This window comes from Methanomethylovorans hollandica DSM 15978 (assembly GCF_000328665.1).
Classification (GTDB): domain Archaea; phylum Halobacteriota; class Methanosarcinia; order Methanosarcinales; family Methanosarcinaceae; genus Methanomethylovorans; species Methanomethylovorans hollandica.
In genome coordinates this window covers 1,111,411-1,134,639 of record NC_019977.1, presented here as the reverse complement: position 1 = coordinate 1,134,639, position 23,229 = coordinate 1,111,411, and the positions used below count along the sequence as shown (strand labels likewise).

Genomic DNA, 23,229 nt, shown 5'->3' with positions numbered 1-23,229 from the left:
CAGGCAGGACATGAACCCCGGCAAACACACTATTGATGCGGATTTTTTCCGGCAGCTTGACCGTTTCTCTTTCATGGTGAACAAAAGAGTGTCCAGCGTATATGCCGGTAGCCGGCGCTCTGTTAACAGTGGTAGGGGTATAGATACCATTGGGTTCAGGGAATACTATCCCGGAGACGATCCCAGGTCCATTGACTGGAAAGTCTATGCCAGATCGGAAAAACTGTATGTTAGACAGTTCGAGGAAGACAAATCTCTCACTGCACATATACTACTGGATGCCAGCAAGAGCATGGACTATCCTGATAAAGGTATCACCAAATTCGAATATGGCCTGATGCTTGCCATGGGTTTTGCATACATGGTGACAAAGGATAATGACAAGTTCGCTATTTCCACCTTTTCTGAAGATGTGGATATATCCCAGGCACGCAGAGGAAAGAAACACCTGTTCCAGACACTTGAAAGACTTGAGACCACAAAACTGCAGGGTAAGACAGACATACATGAATGTATCATCAGTTACAGCCGTGTGATCCATTCACGCTCTCTTGTGATCATCATATCTGATTTCATGGATGATCTGGATGCCATCAGATCGGCAATATATCGTTTTGCTGACCATGATCTCATCCTTATACAGGTGCTGGACAGAACAGAAGCTCAGCTTCAGGTACACGGTCATACAAAATTCATGGACCTGGAAACAGAGAAGGATCTTAAAACCTACGTAGGCGACAGCTTCAAGGAAAACTATCAGCGCAAATTGATGGAGCATATGAACAGCATCAAGGACACATGCTACCACGTGGGAGCAGAGTACTATGTCTTCACTACGGATGTGCCCATCTTTGAAGCTTTCCTTTATACCATAGACAGGAGACACGGACATGGCCTTTGAGACACCCCTGGCTCTGCTGGCACTGGTAAGCGTCATACCTCTTATCATTCTCTACCTTCTGAGGCCAAAGCCTCTATTAGTGAGGATACCATCAGTGATGTTCCTCATGCAGGTGGAAGAAAAGAAGCGCTTCTTCACTTCCATCACAAAACTTATCAAAGACCCTTTGTTCCTTATACAGCTACTGGTACTCATTCTGTTAGCCCTGGCAGCTGCTGCGCCTTACATTACTACCAATGAACCTCTGAGCGATGAGCATACAGTACTGGTTATGGACGTGTCCGCCAGTATGCAGACAGGGAACCGGTTCCAGGAAGCCATCAGTAAGGCAGAGGAATACGTAAGCAAGGAGAACAGCATAGTGCTTGCTCATAATATTCCTGTAACATTACTTGAAGAACAGGATGCAACCACCACTCAGGCAGCTCTTTCCTCTCTCAGGCCAGGTGCAACGGTGGCAGATATCTCTGCTGCCATGGGAACAGGCATGAGAATACTGTCCCAGGACGGCGGAAGGCTAATAGTGATCTCTGATTTCACCAACTGGGAAGGAGAAGACCCTGTTTCTGCAAAGAACCTTGCAGAATCATACGGTCTTAAGGTGGAGTTCATAAGAATAGGTAATAGTGCAGCAGATAATATAGGAATTATCCAGGGCAGGCTTGAAACCACGCAGAGTGGCTATACCTATAATTGTGTTATAAAAAACTATGGCAGCAATGATCAGAACGTGCCTTTAGAGATCACTACTACTGATGGCGAAAGTGTTACCAAGAACATCGACCTGCCGGTTAAGGCAATGGCTACACAGCAGTTCATATTACAAAATCTTAGCACAGGAGTCACTACAATAAAGATCAATAGAGATGACAGTCTGCCTGCTGATAATACTGCCTACGTCTCAATACCCAGGGTTTCTAACAAGCGTGTCCTGTTCGTATCTGAACAGCCACTGTTGCCATCTATGACCTCAGTGTCCCTTATGCCCGGCATCGATACGACCTCAGCTAACGGCGTACCTCAGGACCTTGCACGGTTCAGCGTGGTCGTAGTTGCCAAAGCTAACCAGTCCCTCTCATCCGGGGAGATCTCGGTGCTCTCATCGTACATTAACGGTGGGGGTAAGGTCATATTCATAGCAAGCGACAGTCTTGCTGCACAGGGTGCAGATCTGGAACTACAGAAACTGCTACCTGTAAGGACATCCAGCATAACAGAAACACAAAAAGGTCTGCAGATGAAGGTGAACCAATCCACGAGACTTACTGATGATCTGGCCCTGGATGAAATAGCTGTGTATAAGTACCTGAATGCAACTCCCAGATTAGGCACTACCACTCTTATCACATCTGATAAAGATACTCCGATGCTGGCTTTCGGAACTGTGGGTGAAGGCACAGTTGTCTACTTAGGGTTCAGCGATCAGCTTGGAGAAGGAGCTTGGAACAACTTCCACAATCTGCCCGATTTCCCTGTCTTCTGGTTCAAACTCGCAGGGTGGCTCGGCGGTTCAGGGGATATTTCAGAGTACAATCTGAAGACAGGAGCTGTATCTACTCTGGCAAAAGAACAGCAAATAACTACTCCGGGTGGGACAGAGCTTACAAAAAGGGTGCTTTACAGCAGCGCCGGTCTATATGAGGTTGCAGGCAGGACCATTGCCGTTAATCTGTACAATGACAAAGAATCCGACACCACGATAGATGCTTCGGATGTCATTGAGAGAACATCCTTAAAAGATGAGCCGTCTGTTGTGAGGGCGACAACATACGAATCTAAGAAGTATCTGGACACTATTATGATAGCATTGGTACTCCTGCTGGTAATCCTGGAGTTGTACATAATCAAAAAGCGAGGTGAGCTGTGATGCTGAACCTGCAGCAGCCAGAGATGTTATGGCTTATGGTGCCGGTAATAGCAGCGGGCATCTACCTTATTCGCAAAGGCGCTAAAAAAGGTCTGATCATATCCCGGATGGTCGTGCTTGCATTGCTGGTCATTGCCCTTGCATCTCCTTATAATGTGGTGAGCAAGATATCAAGCAGTGAGAACCCCGATCTTGTGCTGATATCCGATGAGACTGCCAGTATGGAGCTTTTCGAAAAGCAGACAGCTACGGAGTTATATGGATCCCTGGCAGCGAATACACCTACCAACGTTGTAAAGCTCACTGGTGAGAGCACAGCTTTGGGCGATGCCATTGTACAATACGCCCGCGGGGACAATCAGATAGTTCTAGTTTCTGACGGCAACAGTAACAAGGGCCAGGATCTAGGAAAAGCTCTGGAATTCGCAAAGGAGACAGGCACCACGGTTTACTCTGTCATCCCTGAACTGCAGGTAAATGATGTCAGCCTGTATATAAGTGGTGAGAAGACAGTGGTCCTGAATAATGAATACCAGTTCGACATTATAGTTCAGCAGGCCGGAGATACACCCATCGCCTACCAGATAGAGATGTATGTGGATGATCAGCTGGTACGCAGCAGAACATATGACCAGGAAGACGATTCCAGGACCATACCTGTAACGTATACATTCACTTCTCTGGGCGCCCACACGATAACGGCCAGTATTACTGCTTCCGATGACAGACAGCCTATCAATAATGTCTTCTATAAGACCGTATATGTCGTCCCAAAACCGAAGATCCAGGTAGTGACTGATGATACAGGTTCACCCATGGCCGATGTACTGCTTAACCTATATGAGACCTCAATCAGCACGCAGCTAACAGACCTGGATAATAAAAAGGCTGTTGTGCTGGATAACAGGGGAATAGGATCTCTGTCGGAAGCAGAGATACAGAACCTCCAAGATTATGTAAGTTCTGGCAATGGCCTGTACGTGGTAGGAGGAGACAGTTCCTATGACTATGGGAATTATCTTAATTCATCTCTTGAAGGATTATTGCCTGTATATTCCAAGGCCACCGAATGGAAGGGTGGCAGGAATGTGGTATTGGTCCTTGATGTTTCCATGAGTACATCTGCCCATGGTACTCACGGAGATATTCTGGGTAATGCTATACATGTTCTCACTAAAAATAATGAGAATCTGAGAGGTGCAAATGTAGGAGTGATTGCCTTTGGAACAGAAGGACTTGACGTTTCCGGTGGCCTTGTATACATGGGCGTGCCTTCCAACATCAATCGCCTGGAAGAACAGATATCTTCGATCGCCCCCGCGATAACCAGTACCACATCACTGGACCAGGGTCTTGTTATTGCACAGGAATGGCTTGCAGAAGGAGAAGGTGAACTTGATGTAATTGTCATCTCAGATGGTGGGATAGAACAAAAATATGAGGAAAGTCTCAAAGTTGCCAGTGAGCTCACTGATGCGGGAGTCAAGTTATATTATGTACATGTTAAGTCCAGTGCACCTTCACAATACGATAAATCCGGTAATGCCTTTGCAAAGATTTTGATGGATGAAGTTGGCGGGCTGTATTTCCCTGTGGAAAAAGAAGACAGGGTCAATCTGGTCTTCGATGAGATGGAACAGCCAGATACTAACGAATCTATAGATTATAGCGCACTTACTCTCATAAAATACAACCCTACCCATTTCATCACCAGGAATGTGAACCTTTCGGGCAACATCACAGGTTACAATGACGTGACACCAAAACCCGGAGCAGACAGGCTGATCCTTACTTCTACAGGTAAACCTGTGCTCACTGTGTGGAGATACGGCCTGGGACGCGTGGCTTCCCTGAGCACTGATAATGGTAAAGGTTATGATAATATGTGGAGCACACAGATGTACTCCGGCAATAACTCAAAGCTCACTTCATCTACCATGAACTGGCTTGTCGGCAATCCGCAGGTAGAGGAAGGAGCCGTGCTGGAGGCAGAGGACACGTGGTTCGGTACTCCCGCACAACTTAAGCTCACTATGTATGACGAAGGCATACCCGCCATCACACTTGATGATACGAGAAGCATAGACCTTTCGCTTACAGGCAAGGACACATATGAAGCAACAGTAGATGTTGGTCAGGTGGGAGTGCATTACATCTCAGGATATCCGATAGCAGTGAACTATGCTCTGGAATACAGGGATGTAGGGATCAACCCGGACCTTGAAATGATGATCAAGGCCAATGGTGGAGAAACATACACCAAGAGTGAAGCTCAGGCCTTGCTTCTAAGGGATGCAAGGGAAAACTCACAAAAGCTTATCAAGGAAAATGTCAGCCAGAAGATATACTTCATTCTGGCAGCTCTTATATTATTCCTGCTTGAGGTCATCATACGCCGTCTGAAAGAGATAAGGGATATGAAAGAGCAGGAGAAGAGGATACAGGAAGGCGCAGAGGCATAGTGGGCAGAGGGCTTGTACATTCCGGGAGTTTAGACTCTATAAACATGTTCTAATGTAAAATAATATAAATCTGATTTAAGGAGAACACAACACAAGCCACCGATGCGTTTTCTGTTTAGGGCTCTGTAGATTGATTTCTCGATGGAAATTGTATTGTGTAACTTTTTCCTTTACTGTCTTTCTAAATTTTCTCTGTCCCAATAAGCTGCATCTGCCGCTGCTCTGTAAGTGGTATTAAGAAAATCCAATAACATCTGAGATGGATCACTAGCTTGCTGTACCTCTTTATAAGGAAGGATGAATTCGCGTAAATCCTTATGATAGTAAGCGTTTTCAGGCTTTATAGCAGCAGATTTAAAACCTTGGGGTTCAGGATAAATGTAGCTATAAAAAGCTGCAAAAGGCACTGCTTCGTTTCCAGGCCAAAAACCACAGCTGCTCACTTCATGAGAATAAGCATCTATGGCTACCCAATCCGGAAAATTAGGGATACCTCCGGGATGTGGTGGAGCTTTACGTCCGGAGAAACGAGAAACTGCCAAATCAAAGCTTCCCCAAAAGAAGTGAACAGGGCTACATTTTCCGATAAAGCCTGCCCTGAACTGTGTAAAAACTTCATTAGATTTAAGCAGGGCATAATGCAGAGCAGTGGCTATTGCGGGTACATAGAAGTTCCTCTCATCTTTATCGAAAGGAGTAGGATTTTCCATTTCACTTGGTACTGGATTGATTTTTACTTCTATTCCAAGCTCCTCCAATGAAGACAAAATATTTCTGTAAAAAGCACCAATGGAAAGAGACAACAAGTTGAATGTTCTTACTTCATTTTGGCTGGTTGTTATTTCTAATTTGTGATTGAGAAAGTCAAAGTCTATTTGAAAATGTTTGCCGTTTGAAGGAATATCGCCAGTAGTAAGACCAACTGGTGTAACCATTAGGGTAACATGCCATGAATGATTGATCCAAGGCATTTTCGTCAGTTTTATTTTTCCAACAATCTGAGTCCATAAGTGGATGGTCTGATAAGTTTCTTTTCCTTCTTCAAAGGATAATTCAGGCCAAGTTTCTTTTTTCCCGTCTTCCATAAATCTCATATCTTGCTTTTTCTTATATATCTCTTTGGAAACAATTGTCCTATATTTGCAAGTAAAATATAAATTTCAGACAAACTTCGTGAAAGACTGCCGTTTTTTCCTGTTATAAACGGATAATAGTAACTGCATGTGAAACCTGTTTTAAACCTGCTTGTAACTTCATATATTCTAAAACCATCACTACATAACTTTATATAGAAGCTTTTTGAATGCAATATATAGGACTACTTGTTGCATAGGAAATTTTGTGGGAATTAAAGCAGCATTGTGGTCTGAGATATTTTGTGAGTATGAAATCAGGGAATTGGTTAACAGGATCTGTAACCTGGGTTATCCGTCCAGATACTCCCTCAATATTATAGAACAGACCCTCTTGGCCGATCAATATGGGGAATCTACTATGGCTAAAGAACTGTATAAGTTACCGGCTTTGAAATATGGTTATGCCGACCTTGAACCGTATATTTCAGAAGAGCAATTGCGTATACACCATGAAAAGCATCATCAGGCTTACGTCACTAATGTGAACTCACTGCTGCAGATGATGGAAAAGGCCCGCAGGGAAGGTACGGACTTTGACTACAAAGCAACTGCCAAAGCTGTGGCCTTTAATCTGGGAGGGCATGTGCTGCATGATTATTTCTGGTGGGAGATGACCCCGGCAGGCAATGCGACAAAAGAGCCCGTAGGTGAACTGGCCGAGGTCATAAAGGAAGATTTCGGGAACTTCGAGCGTTTCAAAAAAGAGTTCACTCAGACGGCAGCAAGCGTGGAAGGTTCAGGCTGGGCAGCACTTACCTTCTGCAATGACACCAAAAGACTGGGGATCATGCAGATAGAAAAGCATAATGTAAATCTGTTTCCGGATTTCCCGATCATTATGGCTATAGACGTATGGGAGCATGCCTACTATCTGGATTACAAGAACGAGAGAGGTAAATTCATAGATGCTTTCTGGAACATCGTCAACTGGGAAGAGATCGATAGATACTTCAGGAAGGTCCAGCAACTCAAGGAATAAGTTCAATTCCCATGTTGAAAAGCGGGAACCTTTTGAGCACTTTATCAACAAACAGAAAGTGGATGTGATATGCAAATGAGAAAGTCTGTCATGATGGTATTAGTGATAGTTGTTGCTTTGCTGGCAAGTGGCTGCTCTGAAAAGACAACTGATGAAAAGCCTACTGTGGTAATAGGATCCAAACTCTTCCAGGAATCGTACATACTTGCCCATATGGCAGCAATTATGCTGGAAGATGCGGGATATAAGACCGATGTTATCGAAGGGCTGGGAGGAACATTCGTCAACTATGAAGCATTGAAGAAGGACGAAATAAATACCTATGTGGAATACACAGGAACCGCCTACAGCCAGATCCTCAAAGAACCGGCACTTCAAGTGTGGGACCCTGAAGTAGTATACACTGAAACTGAAAAGGGATTGAAGGAGACCGACAAGATACTTATAGTCAGCAGCCCGGGATTCGAAGATGCATACGCCATTGCAGTGAAAGAGGATTGGGCAGAAGCAAATAACGTCACGAAGATCAGCGATCTGCAAGACTATGCCTCTCAGATGACCGTAGGTACAGATCCTGAGTTCGCCACTCGCGAGGATGGACTGCCCCGCATAAAGGCTGTATACGGCATTGAGTTCAAGGATTACAAACAGGCAGTTGCAACGGTAATGTATGAAGCTGTCAAGATAGATGACGTGGATGCCATATCCGCATATACTACGGATACCAGGAACGAGGTCTTCAACCTGAGGGTGCTTGAGGATGACATGAATGCATTGCCTCCTTATGATGCAATATACATCATGACAGAAAACTTCGCGAATAGTAATCCTGATGCTGTGGAGGCTTTAAAGAAACTTGATGGCAGGATAGACACGGATACCATGAGAGAACTTAACTACAAGTTCGATGTGGAGAAGATGGAGCCACGGGATATCGCAAGGGAGTTCCTTGTTCAGGAAGGGCTTATTGAAGCATAAGACTCTATAAGTCCCATCCATTACTTTTTTACAAAACAATACCCGGAAACAAAAGATGCCAACCCAGAGATTGTTTGAAAGAATCGAGTCCATTGAACTGCAGCAAATAAGCAAGAAATATGGTTCCCGTTATGCTGTGGAATCCCTGGACCTTACCATAGAGGGAGGAGAACTGCTGATCCTCATCGGACCAAGCGGTTCCGGAAAGACAACAACACTTCGCATGATCAACAGGATGATAGAACCGGACAGCGGGAGCATCCGGATAAATGGACAGAATGTCATGCAGTTAGACCCGGTAAAGCTCAGGAGGAACATGGGCTATGTGATACAGAACATTGGCCTGTTCCCTCACATGACGATCGGAGAGAATGTGGGTCTGGTTCCAAAACTTGAAGGCTGGGACGATAAAAGTACAAGTGGAAGAGTGCGTCATCTGCTGGATTTCGTTTCCCTGCCTCCTGACCGTTTCATCAATAGATATCCACGGCAGCTAAGCGGCGGCCAGCAGCAGCGTGTGGGTCTTGCCAGGGCTCTTGCCATGGATCCGCCACTTCTTCTGATGGATGAACCTTTCGGAGCTCTGGACCCGATCTTGAGAAAACAGTTACAGAAAGAGTTCCTGGAGATCAAGAAGGAAATCGGCAGGACTATAGTTTTCATCACCCACGATATAGAAGAGGCATTCAGACTTGGGGACAGGATAGCCATCATGGACAATGCCAAGCTTGTGCAGGTGGGTGCTCCGGAAGATCTCATCTTTGACCCTGTGAACGACCTGGTTGCAGATATCGTGGATACGGAACGGAAGTTCAAGCACATGGATACGTTGAATGTCAAAGATTTGATGACCCCACTGGATGCAAAGTATATCCTGGACGGGGGAGTGGATGCCTGTGATGCAGTGGAGATCATGAAAGACAGGGACACCGAGATTGGTATCGTCTTTGAGAATGGTATGCTGGTAGGCAAAGTGGAAATGGTGAACCTGTTAAAATGTGAGGATCAACATCCTTTTCTTAGAGACATAGCAAAGCCCATGAAGGTCTTTGCTCTGCGTGACTCAGTGGCAACAGCACTCTCTGAGATGAAAAGGAGCGGGGAACACATGGCAATGGTCATGAACGGAGATACAGTAGGCGGGATGCTGGTATCTGACGAAGTGCTTTTGAAGTTAATATAATGGAAATATAATGGAAAGGTAAATGGAGCAAGATGATAGAGGATTTCCACGAAATTATGACACTGTGGGATAAGCACCTGCTTACCATACGGACCATTGAACATCTGGAAATGTTCAGTATCGCTCTGACCATATCGGTGATAATCGGAGTTGGTGTGGGAGTGCTCATATACATCAGGCCGAGGATAGCTTCCCCGGTACTTAACTTTCTCAATCTACTGGAAACAATACCGGATCTGGCATTGTTGGTCATTCTTTTGCCTCTTTTGCGTCTGGGAACAGGACCAACGATAGCTGCTTCGGTGATCTATTCAATATTGCCTATAGCAAGGAACACCTATACCGGCCTTAAAGGCGTGGATAGCAAATACATATATGTGGCTGAAGCTATTGGACTGTCACCACGGGACATACTTCTCAAAGTAAGGATACCCATGGCCCTGCCTCTCATAGCCGGGGGGATAAGGATAGCTCTGGTGTTCACCATGGGTGTTGTCACACTGGGAGGGCTTGTGGCTGCCGGAGGACTTGGAACCGTGCTCCAGAACGGTATCCAGCTGTATGAGAAAGATGTCATACTGCTGGCAGGCCTGTGGACAGGGATACTGGCTGTTATACTTGACCTCGGGGCTGGCAGGATTGAAAAAGAACTGTACAAGAGGTATGGTACATGGCAGCCACAGCGTTGATACTGAATGCTACGTGGGAACACATCGTGCTTGTGTACACCACGTTGCTGGCAAGCATCATGGTAGCAGTACCTCTTGCATTCGCCTCTCTCTATAGCCGGCGGCTGGCATCAGTTGTGATGAACTTTGCCAACCTTGTGCAAGCAGTGCCCAGTTTTGCAGTGATAGCCATAGTGGTACCTTTTCTGGGAATAGGCTTTGTTCCTGCACTTATAGCCATAATGCTGAGGGCGCTTTTGCCTATAATCAAGAACACATACATTGGTCTTACAAATGTGGACCCTGCGCTTATAGACTATGCTAACGGCATCGGGCTCAGTGAATGGCAGATACAGCGCTATATAAGGTTCCCGAATGCATATCCCGCCATGTTCGCAGGTATCAAGTTTGCAGCCATCCTGGCAAACAGCATAGCTGTACTTACTGCGTTCATTGGCAGCGGCGGATTGGGAGAAATCATCTTTCAGGGACTAATCGGCTATAACACTGAAAAGCTGCTCTTAGGAGCTATCCCTGCAATATTGCTGGCTCTGTTCATAGATCTTTCTTTTACCTTGCTGGAGAAAAAGCTGACACCCGGCTATATCAAACAATAAACGGAATTTACTCATCTTGCGAATGATCTTGAGATCGGGATATTCGTTAAGGGCTTTCCCTCTTCTTGGCAGTACTGCTATTAATGGTCAGTATATTGCAGTACTTGACATGGTTTATATAATACTGTTATGTTAATACAGTACTGTAACTATGCAGAGGTAGTGTTATGGTAGATTTTGCATGTAAGGAGTTCCAGATCGAAGCTGTCATAAAGTGTGGTCTCAATCTGACAAAAGCAGAGCTTCAGGTATTGAAATATCTCTTGGGAAATGATACCAGATGGTTCACTACCGAGCAAGTAGCTGCAGATCTGTCTCTTGACATATCCACAGTACAGAGAAGCGTCAAAAAACTCACTGAAAAAAAAGTACTGCAAAAGTTCCAGAACAACCTGGACGGAGGGGGCTATTTCTTTGTGTACAGGATAAAGAACAAGAGAGAGATCAAAGAACTTATCATGAAAATAATTAATAGCTGGGTTGAGCGCGTTGAAAAAGAACTGATAATATGGGAAGAGGATCAAAATATTGTAATTGTTCCTTGAAAGTCCCTAATACATTGTCCTGGTGAAAAAATGCTTAAAATTACTCCATATCTTGGGATCCTTGTAATCATCGTATCTATTGCAGGTTTGTGGTATCCAGTATTGGGATACTTCATGCTCCTGGTGTTTGGCACCTTACTGCTCATCAGTCCTTTCAGAGGAAGGTGGTTCTGCGGAAATCTGTGTCCCAGAGGCAGTTTCAATGATTTCTGGTTAGGCAAGATCAGTCAGAATAAAAAGATCCCTCCTGTGCTTAGGAGTTTCTGGATAAGAGTACCCATATTTTTGTTCATGATGGGATTTATGGGATACAGGCTGCTACAGACTCAGGGTCTGTTCAATCAGATAGGTATGATACTTGTGATCATGTGTCTGACCACAACTACAATAGCCATATTGCTGGGCTTGTCCATCAATCCCAGGACCTGGTGTACATTCTGTCCCATGGGTACGGTACAGCACATTTTGGGAAAAGATCGGTATCAGGTAAAATTGGATGCTGAAAAATGCATCAACTGTAAGAAGTGTGATAAAGTGTGTCCAATGCAGCTGGATGTCCGTAATAGCCTTACTAAAAGAGATTGCATAAAATGTGGCAGATGCATTGAGATATGTCCAAAAGATGCACTTGCATTTGAAAATTGAGTGAATAGACTTCTTCACTCATACTATTGAGGCTGTCACAAATAAATCTGCTGCTGCTTCCATTATGTGGAACTTATCATTATTACATTTATGTTAACAGTTTATTGCCTGTGTCGAGAAAAATTCGTTATATAGAGGACGTTTTACACATAGATAGATTTATTAATAACTTCCACACCTCATGCGCACACACGCTCGATGAGAGCCTACACACCTCCCACCAACACACTATTCTTCTAAAATCTCTTCTGCACTATCGTCTCAACTCATTAACCATGCAGCCGTTGGCATGTGATCTGCTACACTTTTGTACTGGAACTATATCATTATTGTATATTTTTATACATATGGACAATCTGTATAAATCGCATCAATACCCCGCCTTTCATCAATTTTTATAAAAATCTTTTTTAGAAACATTAGATATATTGAATAATATTTCTTCTATTGTGTGCAATTTACCCATGTACTCCCCCGGTTGTGGGTAAAAATGTGTGTAACGGCGTATGCTCAGAAGAAGACTACATTACCACCCAGACAAGAGTTGCAGATCTCTCCAATCAGTTCACCACAATGACTATTACTGATGTGGCAGCTCAATACCAGGATGTCAACAGAATGGCATGGCTGGCAACTGCAGTGTTTGCTGGGTTCTTTGTAACAGCATTCGGTACCATCAACAGGAGGAGGTGATCATGCCCCTGGTGTATGTTTCTTATATTAAACTGTCAAACCGGAACGCAGCCCGGTAAAGCAACAGAGCAGGATAGCCATATCAAATCTTTTAACCAGCATCCTTGTGAAGAGTGGGAGATGTCAGCATGGAGAGGATGAGAATTTTGCTGACATCTTGGGAAGTTTGTGGGATTTTTAATCCCCTATGGATTTAGCCCCAGTAATTTTTAACTGGATTAAAATAACTTATAACACAATGATATTTAACAAGACCTGAATGTAAATTATTATGGGCAGCATAATATGCTAAAGGTATGTGAATATACAGAAGGCTTGGGATTTTAGGTAGGGCCTCTATTTTGCTGTACCTTCTCCTAGTTGTTTGTAATATTCTATTAAGGTTCAGGACTATCACATTTTACAGCAAAATAGATACGCTGCCAACAGCTCAAATGCTCTTCCCTTACAAAACAGTGGAATATGCATCTGTGGGTAACAGAATTACAGAAACATAGTGCAGATGTGCAATTGATTGGATACTTTATCTGAACTTGAAAGTATGATAATAAGCACCTGAGCCAAGGATAGCGAAAGTAACCGGAACAATAGATTTTAAAATTATAATGGCATTACAATTTTTGCAATGACATTAAATTAAACCCCGTAGATGTTATATAGAATAAGTTTTATTTAAATTGGAAATAAGCAATATCTTCTCAGATGAGATGTGATAAGCGGATTGGGAACTGGGGAGTTCCACATGCAATGAGGGGTAGCATGAAAATGGGATCTAATGGAATAGATGTATATTTTTGCAAGATGAGGGCATTTCAAAATTAACATATCCATCATTATAGTCTGTACATAAGTAAAGTAAAATACCGGTGAGAATATGGATGACGTATGTTTTAGTATAGGAGAGGCAGCAGGCCATGTTTACAGACTGCTTGAGAAAGACGAATCAACTACAGCTAAACTGAAGAGAACGCTCAAAAAAAGCGGTTTTGATTCCGAAACAGTCTTAATGGCCGTTGGTTGGCTTGCAAGAGAAGATAAGTTACTCATGGAAAAGATTGATCATGTCTGTGTAATAAAACTGAAATAAAAATTTCGTAGTGCTGGCCCCTTCAGCACTTGAAAAACGCCAGCGTATCTAAATTGCTGTAAAATATGATAATCCTGTCCTTAGTAGATCATGGGAGTGAGCTCGCAAGATACAGGACCATAAATCTATATGACCTTTTAGAAGATTATTTTGTCGATAGTGAAGATGCTGGAAGCACACTCGTGACTAACAAAAATACAGCAAAAGAGCATTGGAGAAAAAGAAAAACTACGAATATCTTGGCAAGGGTAAAGAAGGAACTCAAAAGAAGTAATCAAGTCATTGGTTCATTTTTCAATAAAGGGACTCTATTGAGACTTTAAGTTTCAATATTAATTGTTGAAGATTTAGATTAACCCTCTTTATAATCAATTAGTTATGTACGTCATACAACTATTTTCAAATAATGAGGTTTTTATAAAGCCTCTAGTATCTTGTGATAATATATCAAACGCTAAACATTTAAAGTTTGAGCTCGTGCATTAAAATGACAAGGAGAATTTAATGAGATATTCGCTCAACAATGCTTTACTGGTTTTTTTCATGGTTATAGGCATAGATTCTGCACATTATTTCAAAAATGCAGATAAGGAAGGTTTTCATAAGATCATTGATGTTCTCATAAATGACACCCTCTAAGCCGCAATAAACTTTTAAGGGTTTTAAAAGATCAATATGAAAAGAATTTGTACAACGATCAACATTCAGGCATTGCCGAAAGATGTATGGGAAGTTCTCGCTGATCTCAAAGAGTATCATGCATGGAACCCATTTATCACCCATGTTTCCGGAAAACTGCAAATTGGAGAACTGCTCGAAGTGCAGTTTAAAACCAATGACTTCTTGAAGATCAATCTCAAACCTGTGGTGCTCAATACAGAGGTAAACAGGGAAATACGCTGGAAAGGGCAATTCTGGGTAAAGGGATTACTGGACGGCGAGCATTTGTTCAGGATAGAGGAAATGGAAGATGGAAGTGTACATTTCATCAATTGCGAAAAATTCACCGGCCTTCTCGTACCATTATTTATGTATCTGATAAAAGAAGACACGGAAAATGGCTTCAATGCCATGAACGAGCAACTGAAGATAATAGCCGAAAAAAGAAAGGCAAACAGAGATCCTTGATTTTCAGTCCTCTGGATCCGAGACTTTTTGATGTTGCAGATCCTTTAAACAAAATGTGCTCTGGGCCTGATGACCCTGTTATCAGCATATTGTTCCATAAAATGAGCTATCCATCCGGATATCCTTCCTATGGCAAAGATAGAGGTAGCCATATATGAAGGAATATCCAGGTCCTTATACAGTACCCCTGAGTAGAAGTCCACGTTCGGATATATGGGTTTATGCTTGTTCTCAACCATTTCATGATACATTACTGACTCTATTTCCCTGGCAAGGTCAAACCAGTGGCTTTTACCTTTCTCCGTGGCCACTTGCATTGCTATGTCCCTGTAGATACGGGCCCTGGGATCATAGGTCTTATAGACCCGGTGTCCGAATCCCATTATTCTCTGCTTGTGCTCCAGATGCTCCTGAACATATGCTGCGATATTGTCAGCTGAACCTATATCATCCAGCATATCCATCACTCCCTCCCTTGCCCCGCCGTGCAGGGAGCCTTTAAGGGTGCAGAGACCTGATATGACGGCTGAATGCATGTCAGAGAGAGTGGAAGCGGTTATCCTCAAAGCGAAGGTAGAAGGATTCAGTTCATGCTCCGCACTGAGAATAAAATCTTTTTCCATTGCTTGCGCTTCCAGTGCAGTGGGAAGTGCTCCTCTTAGCATATACAGGAAATTCGCTCCATGGGAGAGAGATGGATCCGGGGATATTACTTCCAGACCATTAGCCATCCTGTAAAAAGCGGCAACCAGTGTCGGGAACCGCGCAATGAGCCTTATGGCCTTTCTGACATTGGCCTGCTCAGAAATGTCATTTAAATCTTCATCAAAATGCGCACATACGGAAATAGCAGTTCTCAAGGCATCGAGGAATTCGTGCTCAAAATCACAGAACTTCAACATGTCCAGAAGATGTGGATGCACGTCCCTTTCCTTAATAAGCTCCATGGAAAATGGTTTCAGTTCTCCGGCGTCGGGTATCTTTCCATATATGAGAAGATAAGAAACCGCATCATAAGAAAGGTCTGCAAGCTTTTCTATCTCTATACCTCTGTATCTGAGTATGCCCTGGACACCGTCTATAAAAGATATTTGCGTATCCAAAGCTACAACACCCTCTAAGCCCTTTTTTACCTGGTCCATCAAAATCCCATTTTATAAGCAACGTGTTTTTAGTAAAATATGTAATATGAGTGTTTTATTCAAACATATTTAAGTGTTTTTACGAATTAGCATCTATCATATTCATTCTGTAGCACCCTTTTATGAGCTTTTTCAATTTTTATAAATCTTTTAAGAAACCGAGTGTATATAAAGCACAAATTAATATAAAAAATTATATAATAAAAATTCATTTTAAACAAAACCGCAACCTACAGTTTCATATTCATGTGAATTTATACCCTTTTTAAGCAAAACTATTATATTTGAAAAAACAATGTATAAATGAGTCAATTATGTTCAAAAAGCCTCCTACAAGAAACAGAGTGTCTCTTTTGGATAGATTGATAATAAAATAAATAGGAGGTAAATATATGGAACGCAGAGGATTTGGATCATCCCAAGGAAACAGAGGCGGCAGCGGCCGTGGCGGTTTCGGTGGGGAAAACAGAGAGATGCACAATGCAACCTGCGCAGACTGTGGTAAGGAAACACAGGTACCTTTCGAACCTGACCCCGACAGACCAGTATACTGCAGGGACTGCCTGCCAGCTCACAGGCCACCAAAGAGATACTGAACTTAAGTCATCAATATACTAAATTATAATTATTGATCTGCTGTCGGTATTACTTATATATGCCGACAAAGCTCTTTTTATATTTTACTGTTTTTCATGCCAGGACCACCGGGTAGCATAATATTTTTAAAATTTATTAAAAAATGATCTAAAGGGAAACTCAGTTCCCTTTGATATTCTCCCTGAGGAACCTATGCAATATTCCTCCATTTCGGAAATATTCCACCTCAATGGAAGAATTAAGCCTTACAATGACATTGAAGGTTTTTGCGGTGCCATCTGCCTTGTGGGCCACAACCCTCAGTTCACCGGCGGGCTGCAACATGGCAATATCCAACAGATCATATACTTCAGTCCCATCTAATCCAAAGGTTCTGAAATTCTCTCCTTCCTTGAATTGCAGGGGAAGTACTCCCATGCCTATAAGATTGCTGCGGTGAATACGCTCGAATGATTCAGCTATCACTGCTTGGACTCCCAAAAGCTGAGTACCCTTGGCAGCCCAGTCGCGAGAACTTCCAGTACCATACTCTTTGCCTGCGATCACTATCAATGGGACTTTATCTTTCATATACTGCATGGCAGCATCATAGATGTACATCTCCTGTCTGTCAGGCAGATGCAAGGTCCAGGAGCCCACTTTTCCTGGAACAAGCTGATTTTTGAGCCTGACATTACCAAAGGTCCCACGCATCATGACCTCATGATTTCCTCTGCGGGCTCCATATGAATTAAAATGCTTTTCATCTACACCGCGGTTAAGGAGATATTCTCCGGCAGGATAGTGTGCAGGTATGGACCCTGCAGGTGATATATGGTCAGTGGTTATACTGTCACCCAGCATTGCCAGAACCCTTGCACCCTTTATATCCTGTTTTGCCCTTATATCAAGTGGGAAATCCTTGAAGAAAGGTGGCTCCTGGATATAAGTGGATTCAGGATTCCAGCTATATTGGGTTCCGCTGGGAGCATTCATTTGCTTCCACAGCTGTGTGCCTTCAAACACATTGGAGTATTGGTTTTCAAACATTTCAGGAAGAACATACCTGGAAACATAATCATTGATCTCTTCCCGTCCGGGCCATATATCTTTCAGATACACTGGCTGCCCATTAGGATCACATGCTACAGGTTCCCGGGTAAGATCGATGTCCACTGTACCTGCAAGAGCAAATGCGACCACCAGTATGGGAGAAGCAAGATAGTTCGCCTTTATCTGGGCATTGATTCTGCCCTCGAAATTCCTGTTACCGCTAAGTACTGCAGCAACTGTAAGGTCTTTGTTCTTTATTGCCTGAGACACTGAATCCTTCAGAGGACCACTGTTACCGATACATGTGGTACATCCATATCCTACCTCATGGAATCCCAGAGCCTCGAGATAAGGTGTTAATTCCGAAGCTTTCAGATAGTCGGTTACTACCCTAGAACCCGGAGACAAGCTTGTCTTCACAAAGGGTTTCACCCGCAGTCCCCTCTCCACCGCTTTCTTTGCAAGCAGCCCTGCACCTATGAGCACGGCGGGATTGGAAGTATTGGTGCATGAAGTAATGGATGCAATAACCACAGCACCATGCGAGACAGAAACATTATCTTCAGAACATTTGATCTTCAGAAGACCAGAATGACCAGGATATTTGTCCTTTGCAACACTGTACCCCCCCTCTTCCAGCCAGCGATTGTATTCCGGATCTGCTGCGAGTAACTCTCCTCCTCTCTTTTCTTTGAATGACGTTTCCATTGCCTTGTGGAATACGTGGGGCATTTCGGAAAGCATTATGCGATCCTGAGGTCTTTTGGGTCCTGCCAGGCATGGTTCCACGGTGCTCATGTCAAGTTCCAGCGTATGTGTGAATACAGGTTCCGGAGAATCATCAGTTACGAACAGTCCCTGTATCTTGAGGTACTCGCGGACCATGTCCACATGCTTCCTGTCCCTGCCTGTCATAAGCATATATTCCAGGGTCTTCTCATCAGCAGGGAAGAATCCCATTGTAGCCCCATATTCCGGGCCCATGTTCGCCAGGGTTGCCCTTATCGTCAGATCAAGAGCTCTCATACCCGGTCCGTAGAACTCCACGAACTTGTCAACAACACCATATTTCCTTAGCATTTGCGTTACAGTGAGAACCAGATCTGTTGCTGTCACCCCATCCTTCAGATCACCATATAGCCTGAAACCTAAGACTTCAGGAATAGCCATATAATAGGGCTGGTTAAGCATCACAGCCTCTGCTTCTATACCACCCACACCCCAGCCTAGCACACCCAGACCATTGATCATGGTCGTATGAGAGTCGGTACCTACAAGGGAATCAGGATATGCTATCTTACCGTGTTCCGTTTCCCTGAAATGTACCAGAGGCGCCAGATATTCAAGGTTTACCTGATGAATTATGCCTGTTCCGGGGGGTACAACCCTGAGATTGTCAAAAGCTCTTTGTGCCCAGTGAAGCAGTTCATATCGTTCCTGGTTACGGTGGAATTCGAACTTTTCATTACAATGCATGGCATAAGAAGTTCCAAAGTAATCCACCTGTATCGAATGGTCTATTACAAGATCCACTGGTACCACAGGATTGATTTCAGCCGGGTTTCCCCCAAGGCGTTGCATCGCCGATCTTATTGCAGCCAGGTCTACAACCGCTGGCACACCTGTGAAATCCTGAAGTATGACCCTTGAAGGAATAAACGGTATCTCCGATTGCTGTATATTTTCAGGATTCCATGCAGCAAGGTTACGGACGTCCTCCTCACTTACAACCTCGCTTCCTGCATTCCTCAGAAGGGATTCAAGCAATATCCTGATAGAATACGGTAAACGGGATATGTTTACCATACCCATTTCCTCAAGCTTGCTCAGACGGTAGATCGTCACGTTCTCATCACAAATATCAACGGTCTCTCTTGCACCGAACGGGTTTCCTTTTCCGGTCATATTGTCACCTGTCAGAGTAAAATGTGTAATGATAATTTTGGCTTGTTGCCTCATAAGTCTGTCATTGTGATATCATTAATGACAATTGTTGTCTGATCCGATTCATATCAGCACTGAACATTAACGTTATCAGATGACAAGGTCTCTCAAGGTATTTGTAGACTACCCTTGCTGGGAATCAATGAAATATCAAATGCCTGAAAGAAAAAATAAAAAAGAGGAGATAGTAAACAAAAAAATCATATATCAAGACCATCGATCGATCTTTTGAAATATGCCATTCTCACATTTGCATCGATTTGATCAGAGAACTTGACCAGTTCCCAGCCATCAATGCCCATTCTGTTGAGATCTTCTTTTGTCTGATCCCAGTTTCCAAACCTTACCGATCTGATCTCATATTCCCATGGTGTCATTTTCCAGCCTCTTTTTTTTTCAGTTAATTAGATCATGGTGTATAATTAGAGTATGCAACGGCACTATTTATAACTTTTCAAAAAAACAACTTGTGTGTAACTAAAGTTAATTTGATTTAGAGCGTAGACATTTTATTAAAAAACCGGGTTTTGTCAGAACAGATTTATACTGAAATAATTAACATCATGAGCTCTGCACTAAAACCAGATAATACAGGTATGGATAAATTATCATCTATCCCTGTTAGCCATGTTTCAGCTGAAGTGGCAACTGCAGCCATGACAAAAGCCACAGAAAAACTTTGCAGCAATACACCAGCAATTATAAGATCTGTAAAGAATTCAGCAACGCTGCCTTCCAGAGACTTGTTTGTCCCTTTAAGAGGGGTTTTACCCGCCTTGATGCCTACAAGAGAAGCAACCATATCCCCAAAAGTTATCATAAGTATTGAAGTGATAGCCACTTCTTTGCTATACGCTGCGATAGCAGCAATAGAACCCAGGACAAAAAAAACATGTCCTCCCACACATGACCTTTCTTTTTCTCTATACAATATATCGAAAAACGGAATTTTAATGCCACGACTGAGGCGGAAATGTTCGATCAGCAAAATTAAGACCAGATATACGATGAGCATATCCAGTACTATCGGCTTTCCCAGGTAAACATAGACTGCTACTATAAAAAGAGATGTAAGATGAATGCTTTTGCGCCAGAGTTCTTTAGTTAGAATGGATATAGTCATGGAATATCAGATGGATAAAAGACAAATGAAAGGTCATTTGTCTTTCTGGTTTTGTATCTGCTGAACGTTCCGTGCTTCTTAGCATAAGAAATAGGCGTTAAGCACATATTCCTGCATCATTCTATGGGTATTGAAGAATGAACCATTGATAGCAATGGAATGTGACATCATACTGATGAATTGGTCCCTATTGTTATAGAACATAGGAACGATCGTATGTTCCAGCTTATCGTACATGGAGGCTGCATCCAAGGAATGATCACGGTTTTCACCATTCCCTATAACCGCTTCCCCAATTGACCAGCCTGTCACACCTTCTATGTTTCCTTCTATCCACCACCCGTCCAGCACGCTCAGATTGGGAACACCATTAAGAGCAGCTTTCATTCCACTGGTTCCAGAAGCTTCCATAGGCGGTTCAGGAGTATTCAGCCAGATATCAACTCCGGCAGTCATCATTGCACCGAGGGTCATGTTGTAATCTTCAAGATACACAAGTTTAATGTCTCCATTAAGATTTTGTTTAGCCTGGAATATACGCTGGATGAGCTTCTTGGCCTCATAGTCCCTGGGATGCGCCTTGCCGGCATATATGACCTGTATCTTTCCAACCTGTGAAGATATTCTTTTTAATCTTTCTACATCGTGGAACAGGAGATCAGCTCGTTTATATGTCGCAGCCCGTCTTGCAAAGCCTATGGTAAGTATATTCTCATCCATCTGCACACCTGATTGCTTGTTGACAAGATCGAGCAATTTCTTTTTTGCCTCCATATGGGCATCCCATATCTCCTGCTTTGGAATGCTTAATGCATAGCGCAGGCTGAAATTATCCTGTTTCCAGATATGAATGTATTTATCAAAAAGTTTTTGAAAAGGTTCTGAAACCCAAGTAGCAGCATGGACTCCATTAGTAATGGAATTGATGGAATATCCTGTGAACATAAGCCTTGTGGCTTCCCCGTGTTTTCTTGCAACTCCATTAACATAACGGCTAAGGTTAAGGGCCAGACGGGTCATGTTAAGAAAATCATCGTGAATGACACCTTCCAAGGCAAAGAAATCCTCCCTTTGCCCAAGCACCCTGCGTACCACATCTAGAGGGAATTTATCATGACCGGCAGGAACAAGAGTGTGAGTCGTGAATACACATCTACTTCTCACAGCTTTTCTGTCATCTTCGATCAAATATGCTCTGCCATCCTTTTTTGTATGTTCATCCAGCAGCTCAAGTGTCAGGAGTGCTGCATGTCCCTCGTTCATATGGAAACTCTGAATATTTTGATGGCCGAGAGCTCGGAGCATTCTGATACCCCCTATACCAAGGATAGCTTCCTGACAAAGCCTGTAGTGTTCATCCCCACCATATAGATGATGTGTCAGGGTCCTATCCCATTCATGGTTCTCAGGCATATCAGTATCAAGGAAATAGATAGGTACTGTAAAGCCGGTAACTCCTTTGACCTCATATTTCCAGGCCCTTAAATGGATAGTTCTTCCTTCCAGCATGAGAATAGTTCTCTGAGGCATTTCCTCCAGAATGCCTTCAACGTCCCAAGCTGCCGTTTCTTCCCGCTGCCATCCATCTGCTTCGATCTTCTGACGGAAGTACCCTTTGCGATAAAGAAGAGTTACCGCAACCAGTGGCACCTTCAGATCAGCCGATGAGCGTATAGTGTCACCGGCCAGTATCCCCAGGCCACCGCTATAAGTGTGGATTTGTTCATCAATCCCTATCTCCATTGAAAAATAGGCTATTGATCTTTGGTCGCTCATTAATTGCTGCATATTTCCCTCGTTATTGTATCAATTTTGATTATTAAGTAAATTGGGTAAACCGGTTTTGAAAGCAAAACCCCGGTCTCTTTTTCCGTACAGATGACAAGAGCGTCTTAGAGCAGGAATTGCATCGATCCTGCATCTGCCAGAATATTAAAGTTGCCTGGTCCCGTCGGGGACCATATAGATCATGATACCAGTTACTGTGCTATCACCTGTTCTCACCTTACTGATAATTATTACAAATTGTGAGATCAGATGCTTCATCAGAAATTCCTACATCTTTATGGCTCTTAGAAGTTCAGGACATGTGACGACTGTTGTATACACACACATATATAAATATGTATATATATATATACACTGCTTTGTGTCAGTTTCCCATAATTCATGACACTGGCCTTATTTTCTTGCGTAGTTCCTCGAGACATATTATCGGAGATAGCAATAATAACTTTTGCTTCTTTATCTTTTTCCTTAAATATTGTACGTAAATTATATTGAAACGGATATAAAGATCTTTCTCAGACTCAAGATAGAAACACGCTGATATTGAGCTTCATCCCATTCATAGATATTTAAGACATTATTTCAAAATGCACACTTCAGCACTCTGCCATAAGTATAAGATTACATTAGATTATATTATTTAAATTATATATGTATTTGGTCGGACAATCAACATCTATAATTTACCGGTTACATATATAATACAGATTTATT

22 protein-coding genes are annotated in these 23,229 nt (G+C 43.0%); 16 read left to right on the top strand and 6 right to left on the bottom strand.

What is annotated here, in order from left to right:
* The first annotated feature begins 10 nt into the window (after positions 1-10).
* Genes METHO_RS05420 through METHO_RS05410 form a run of 3 tightly spaced genes read left to right on the top strand, consistent with a single transcriptional unit; the run spans position 11 to position 5,230 of the window.
* On the top strand, positions 11-901 hold the full coding sequence (locus METHO_RS05420; RefSeq protein ID WP_015324528.1) for a DUF58 domain-containing protein: 891 nt from the start codon (positions 11-13) through the stop codon (positions 899-901).
* Positions 891-2,768, top strand: coding sequence for a DUF7408 domain-containing protein (locus METHO_RS05415; protein WP_015324527.1), 1,878 nt, complete (start codon positions 891-893; stop codon positions 2,766-2,768). Before METHO_RS05420 ends, METHO_RS05415 begins: the two co-directional genes overlap by 11 nt.
* Positions 2,768-5,230 (top strand): vWA domain-containing protein, encoded by a 2,463-nt coding sequence (locus tag METHO_RS05410; RefSeq protein WP_015324526.1) that lies wholly within the window; start codon positions 2,768-2,770, stop codon positions 5,228-5,230. The genes METHO_RS05415 and METHO_RS05410 overlap by 1 nt, the downstream gene beginning before the upstream one ends.
* A gap of 170 nt (positions 5,231-5,400) precedes the next feature.
* On the opposite strand, the gene METHO_RS05405 is transcribed toward METHO_RS05410, so the two are convergent.
* Positions 5,401-6,315, bottom strand: coding sequence for a DUF5996 family protein (locus METHO_RS05405; RefSeq protein ID WP_156811039.1), 915 nt, complete (start codon positions 6,313-6,315; stop codon positions 5,401-5,403).
* A 256-nt stretch (positions 6,316-6,571) separates the two neighbouring features.
* Here METHO_RS05405 and METHO_RS05400 point away from each other — a divergent pair, with 256 nt between their 5' ends.
* From METHO_RS05400 to METHO_RS05350, 12 genes are all read left to right on the top strand, one after another.
* Positions 6,572-7,345: a superoxide dismutase gene (locus METHO_RS05400; protein WP_015324524.1), complete on the top strand. Its 774-nt coding sequence runs from the start codon at positions 6,572-6,574 to the stop codon at positions 7,343-7,345.
* A 69-nt stretch (positions 7,346-7,414) separates the two neighbouring features.
* Positions 7,415-8,323, top strand: a complete 909-nt coding sequence (locus METHO_RS05395) for a glycine betaine ABC transporter substrate-binding protein (protein WP_015324523.1) — start codon at positions 7,415-7,417, stop codon at positions 8,321-8,323.
* A 55-nt stretch (positions 8,324-8,378) separates the two neighbouring features.
* Positions 8,379-9,506 (top strand): ABC transporter ATP-binding protein, encoded by a 1,128-nt coding sequence (locus METHO_RS05390; RefSeq protein ID WP_015324522.1) that lies wholly within the window; start codon positions 8,379-8,381, stop codon positions 9,504-9,506.
* Positions 9,507-9,538: 32 nt separating this feature from the next.
* Complete coding sequence (locus METHO_RS05385) at positions 9,539-10,195, top strand: ABC transporter permease (RefSeq protein WP_015324521.1); 657 nt, start codon at positions 9,539-9,541, stop codon at positions 10,193-10,195.
* Positions 10,177-10,791 (top strand): ABC transporter permease, encoded by a 615-nt coding sequence (locus METHO_RS05380; RefSeq protein WP_015324520.1) that lies wholly within the window; start codon positions 10,177-10,179, stop codon positions 10,789-10,791. Before METHO_RS05385 ends, METHO_RS05380 begins: the two co-directional genes overlap by 19 nt.
* A gap of 167 nt (positions 10,792-10,958) precedes the next feature.
* Positions 10,959-11,336: a MarR family transcriptional regulator gene (locus METHO_RS05375; protein ID WP_015324519.1), complete on the top strand. Its 378-nt coding sequence runs from the start codon at positions 10,959-10,961 to the stop codon at positions 11,334-11,336.
* Positions 11,337-11,366: 30 nt separating this feature from the next.
* A complete protein-coding gene (locus METHO_RS05370; RefSeq protein WP_015324518.1) occupies positions 11,367-11,981 on the top strand; it encodes a 4Fe-4S binding protein in 615 nt (204 codons plus the stop codon).
* Positions 11,982-12,473: 492 nt separating this feature from the next.
* Positions 12,474-12,674 (top strand): hypothetical protein, encoded by a 201-nt coding sequence (locus tag METHO_RS05365; RefSeq protein ID WP_048831062.1) that lies wholly within the window; start codon positions 12,474-12,476, stop codon positions 12,672-12,674.
* A gap of 874 nt (positions 12,675-13,548) precedes the next feature.
* Positions 13,549-13,761 (top strand): winged helix-turn-helix domain-containing protein, encoded by a 213-nt coding sequence (locus METHO_RS05360; protein ID WP_015324516.1) that lies wholly within the window; start codon positions 13,549-13,551, stop codon positions 13,759-13,761.
* 65 nt (positions 13,762-13,826) lie between these two features.
* Positions 13,827-14,084 carry a transposase gene (locus METHO_RS05355; protein WP_048831061.1) on the top strand — a complete coding sequence of 86 codons (258 nt, stop codon included), beginning with the start codon at positions 13,827-13,829 and terminating at the stop codon, positions 14,082-14,084.
* Positions 14,085-14,265: 181 nt separating this feature from the next.
* Complete coding sequence (locus METHO_RS14255; protein WP_015324515.1) at positions 14,266-14,400, top strand: hypothetical protein; 135 nt, start codon at positions 14,266-14,268, stop codon at positions 14,398-14,400.
* A 36-nt stretch (positions 14,401-14,436) separates the two neighbouring features.
* Positions 14,437-14,889 carry an SRPBCC domain-containing protein gene (locus METHO_RS05350; RefSeq protein ID WP_015324514.1) on the top strand — a complete coding sequence of 151 codons (453 nt, stop codon included), beginning with the start codon at positions 14,437-14,439 and terminating at the stop codon, positions 14,887-14,889.
* Between the two features lie 44 nt (positions 14,890-14,933).
* Here METHO_RS05350 and METHO_RS05345 read toward each other — a convergent pair whose 3' ends face one another.
* Positions 14,934-16,031, bottom strand: a complete 1,098-nt coding sequence (locus METHO_RS05345; protein WP_015324513.1) for a citrate/2-methylcitrate synthase — start codon at positions 16,029-16,031, stop codon at positions 14,934-14,936.
* 392 nt (positions 16,032-16,423) lie between these two features.
* Between METHO_RS05345 and METHO_RS05340 the strand changes: the two genes are divergently transcribed.
* Positions 16,424-16,627 (top strand): CxxC-x17-CxxC domain-containing protein, encoded by a 204-nt coding sequence (locus tag METHO_RS05340; RefSeq protein ID WP_015324512.1) that lies wholly within the window; start codon positions 16,424-16,426, stop codon positions 16,625-16,627.
* Positions 16,628-16,787: 160 nt separating this feature from the next.
* On the opposite strand, the gene acnA is transcribed toward METHO_RS05340, so the two are convergent.
* From acnA to glgP, 4 genes are all read right to left on the bottom strand, one after another.
* Entirely contained in the window at positions 16,788-19,565 is a 2,778-nt protein-coding gene (gene acnA, locus METHO_RS05335; protein ID WP_048831060.1) for an aconitate hydratase AcnA, read from the bottom strand.
* A gap of 239 nt (positions 19,566-19,804) precedes the next feature.
* Positions 19,805-19,981, bottom strand: a complete 177-nt coding sequence (locus METHO_RS13880) for a hypothetical protein (RefSeq protein WP_015324510.1) — start codon at positions 19,979-19,981, stop codon at positions 19,805-19,807.
* 164 nt (positions 19,982-20,145) lie between these two features.
* Positions 20,146-20,727: a diacylglycerol/polyprenol kinase family protein gene (locus METHO_RS05330; protein WP_015324509.1), complete on the bottom strand. Its 582-nt coding sequence runs from the start codon at positions 20,725-20,727 to the stop codon at positions 20,146-20,148.
* Positions 20,728-20,805: 78 nt separating this feature from the next.
* Positions 20,806-22,503 carry an alpha-glucan family phosphorylase gene (gene glgP / locus METHO_RS05325; RefSeq protein ID WP_245546337.1) on the bottom strand — a complete coding sequence of 566 codons (1,698 nt, stop codon included), beginning with the start codon at positions 22,501-22,503 and terminating at the stop codon, positions 20,806-20,808.
* Positions 22,504-23,229 lie beyond the last annotated feature (726 nt).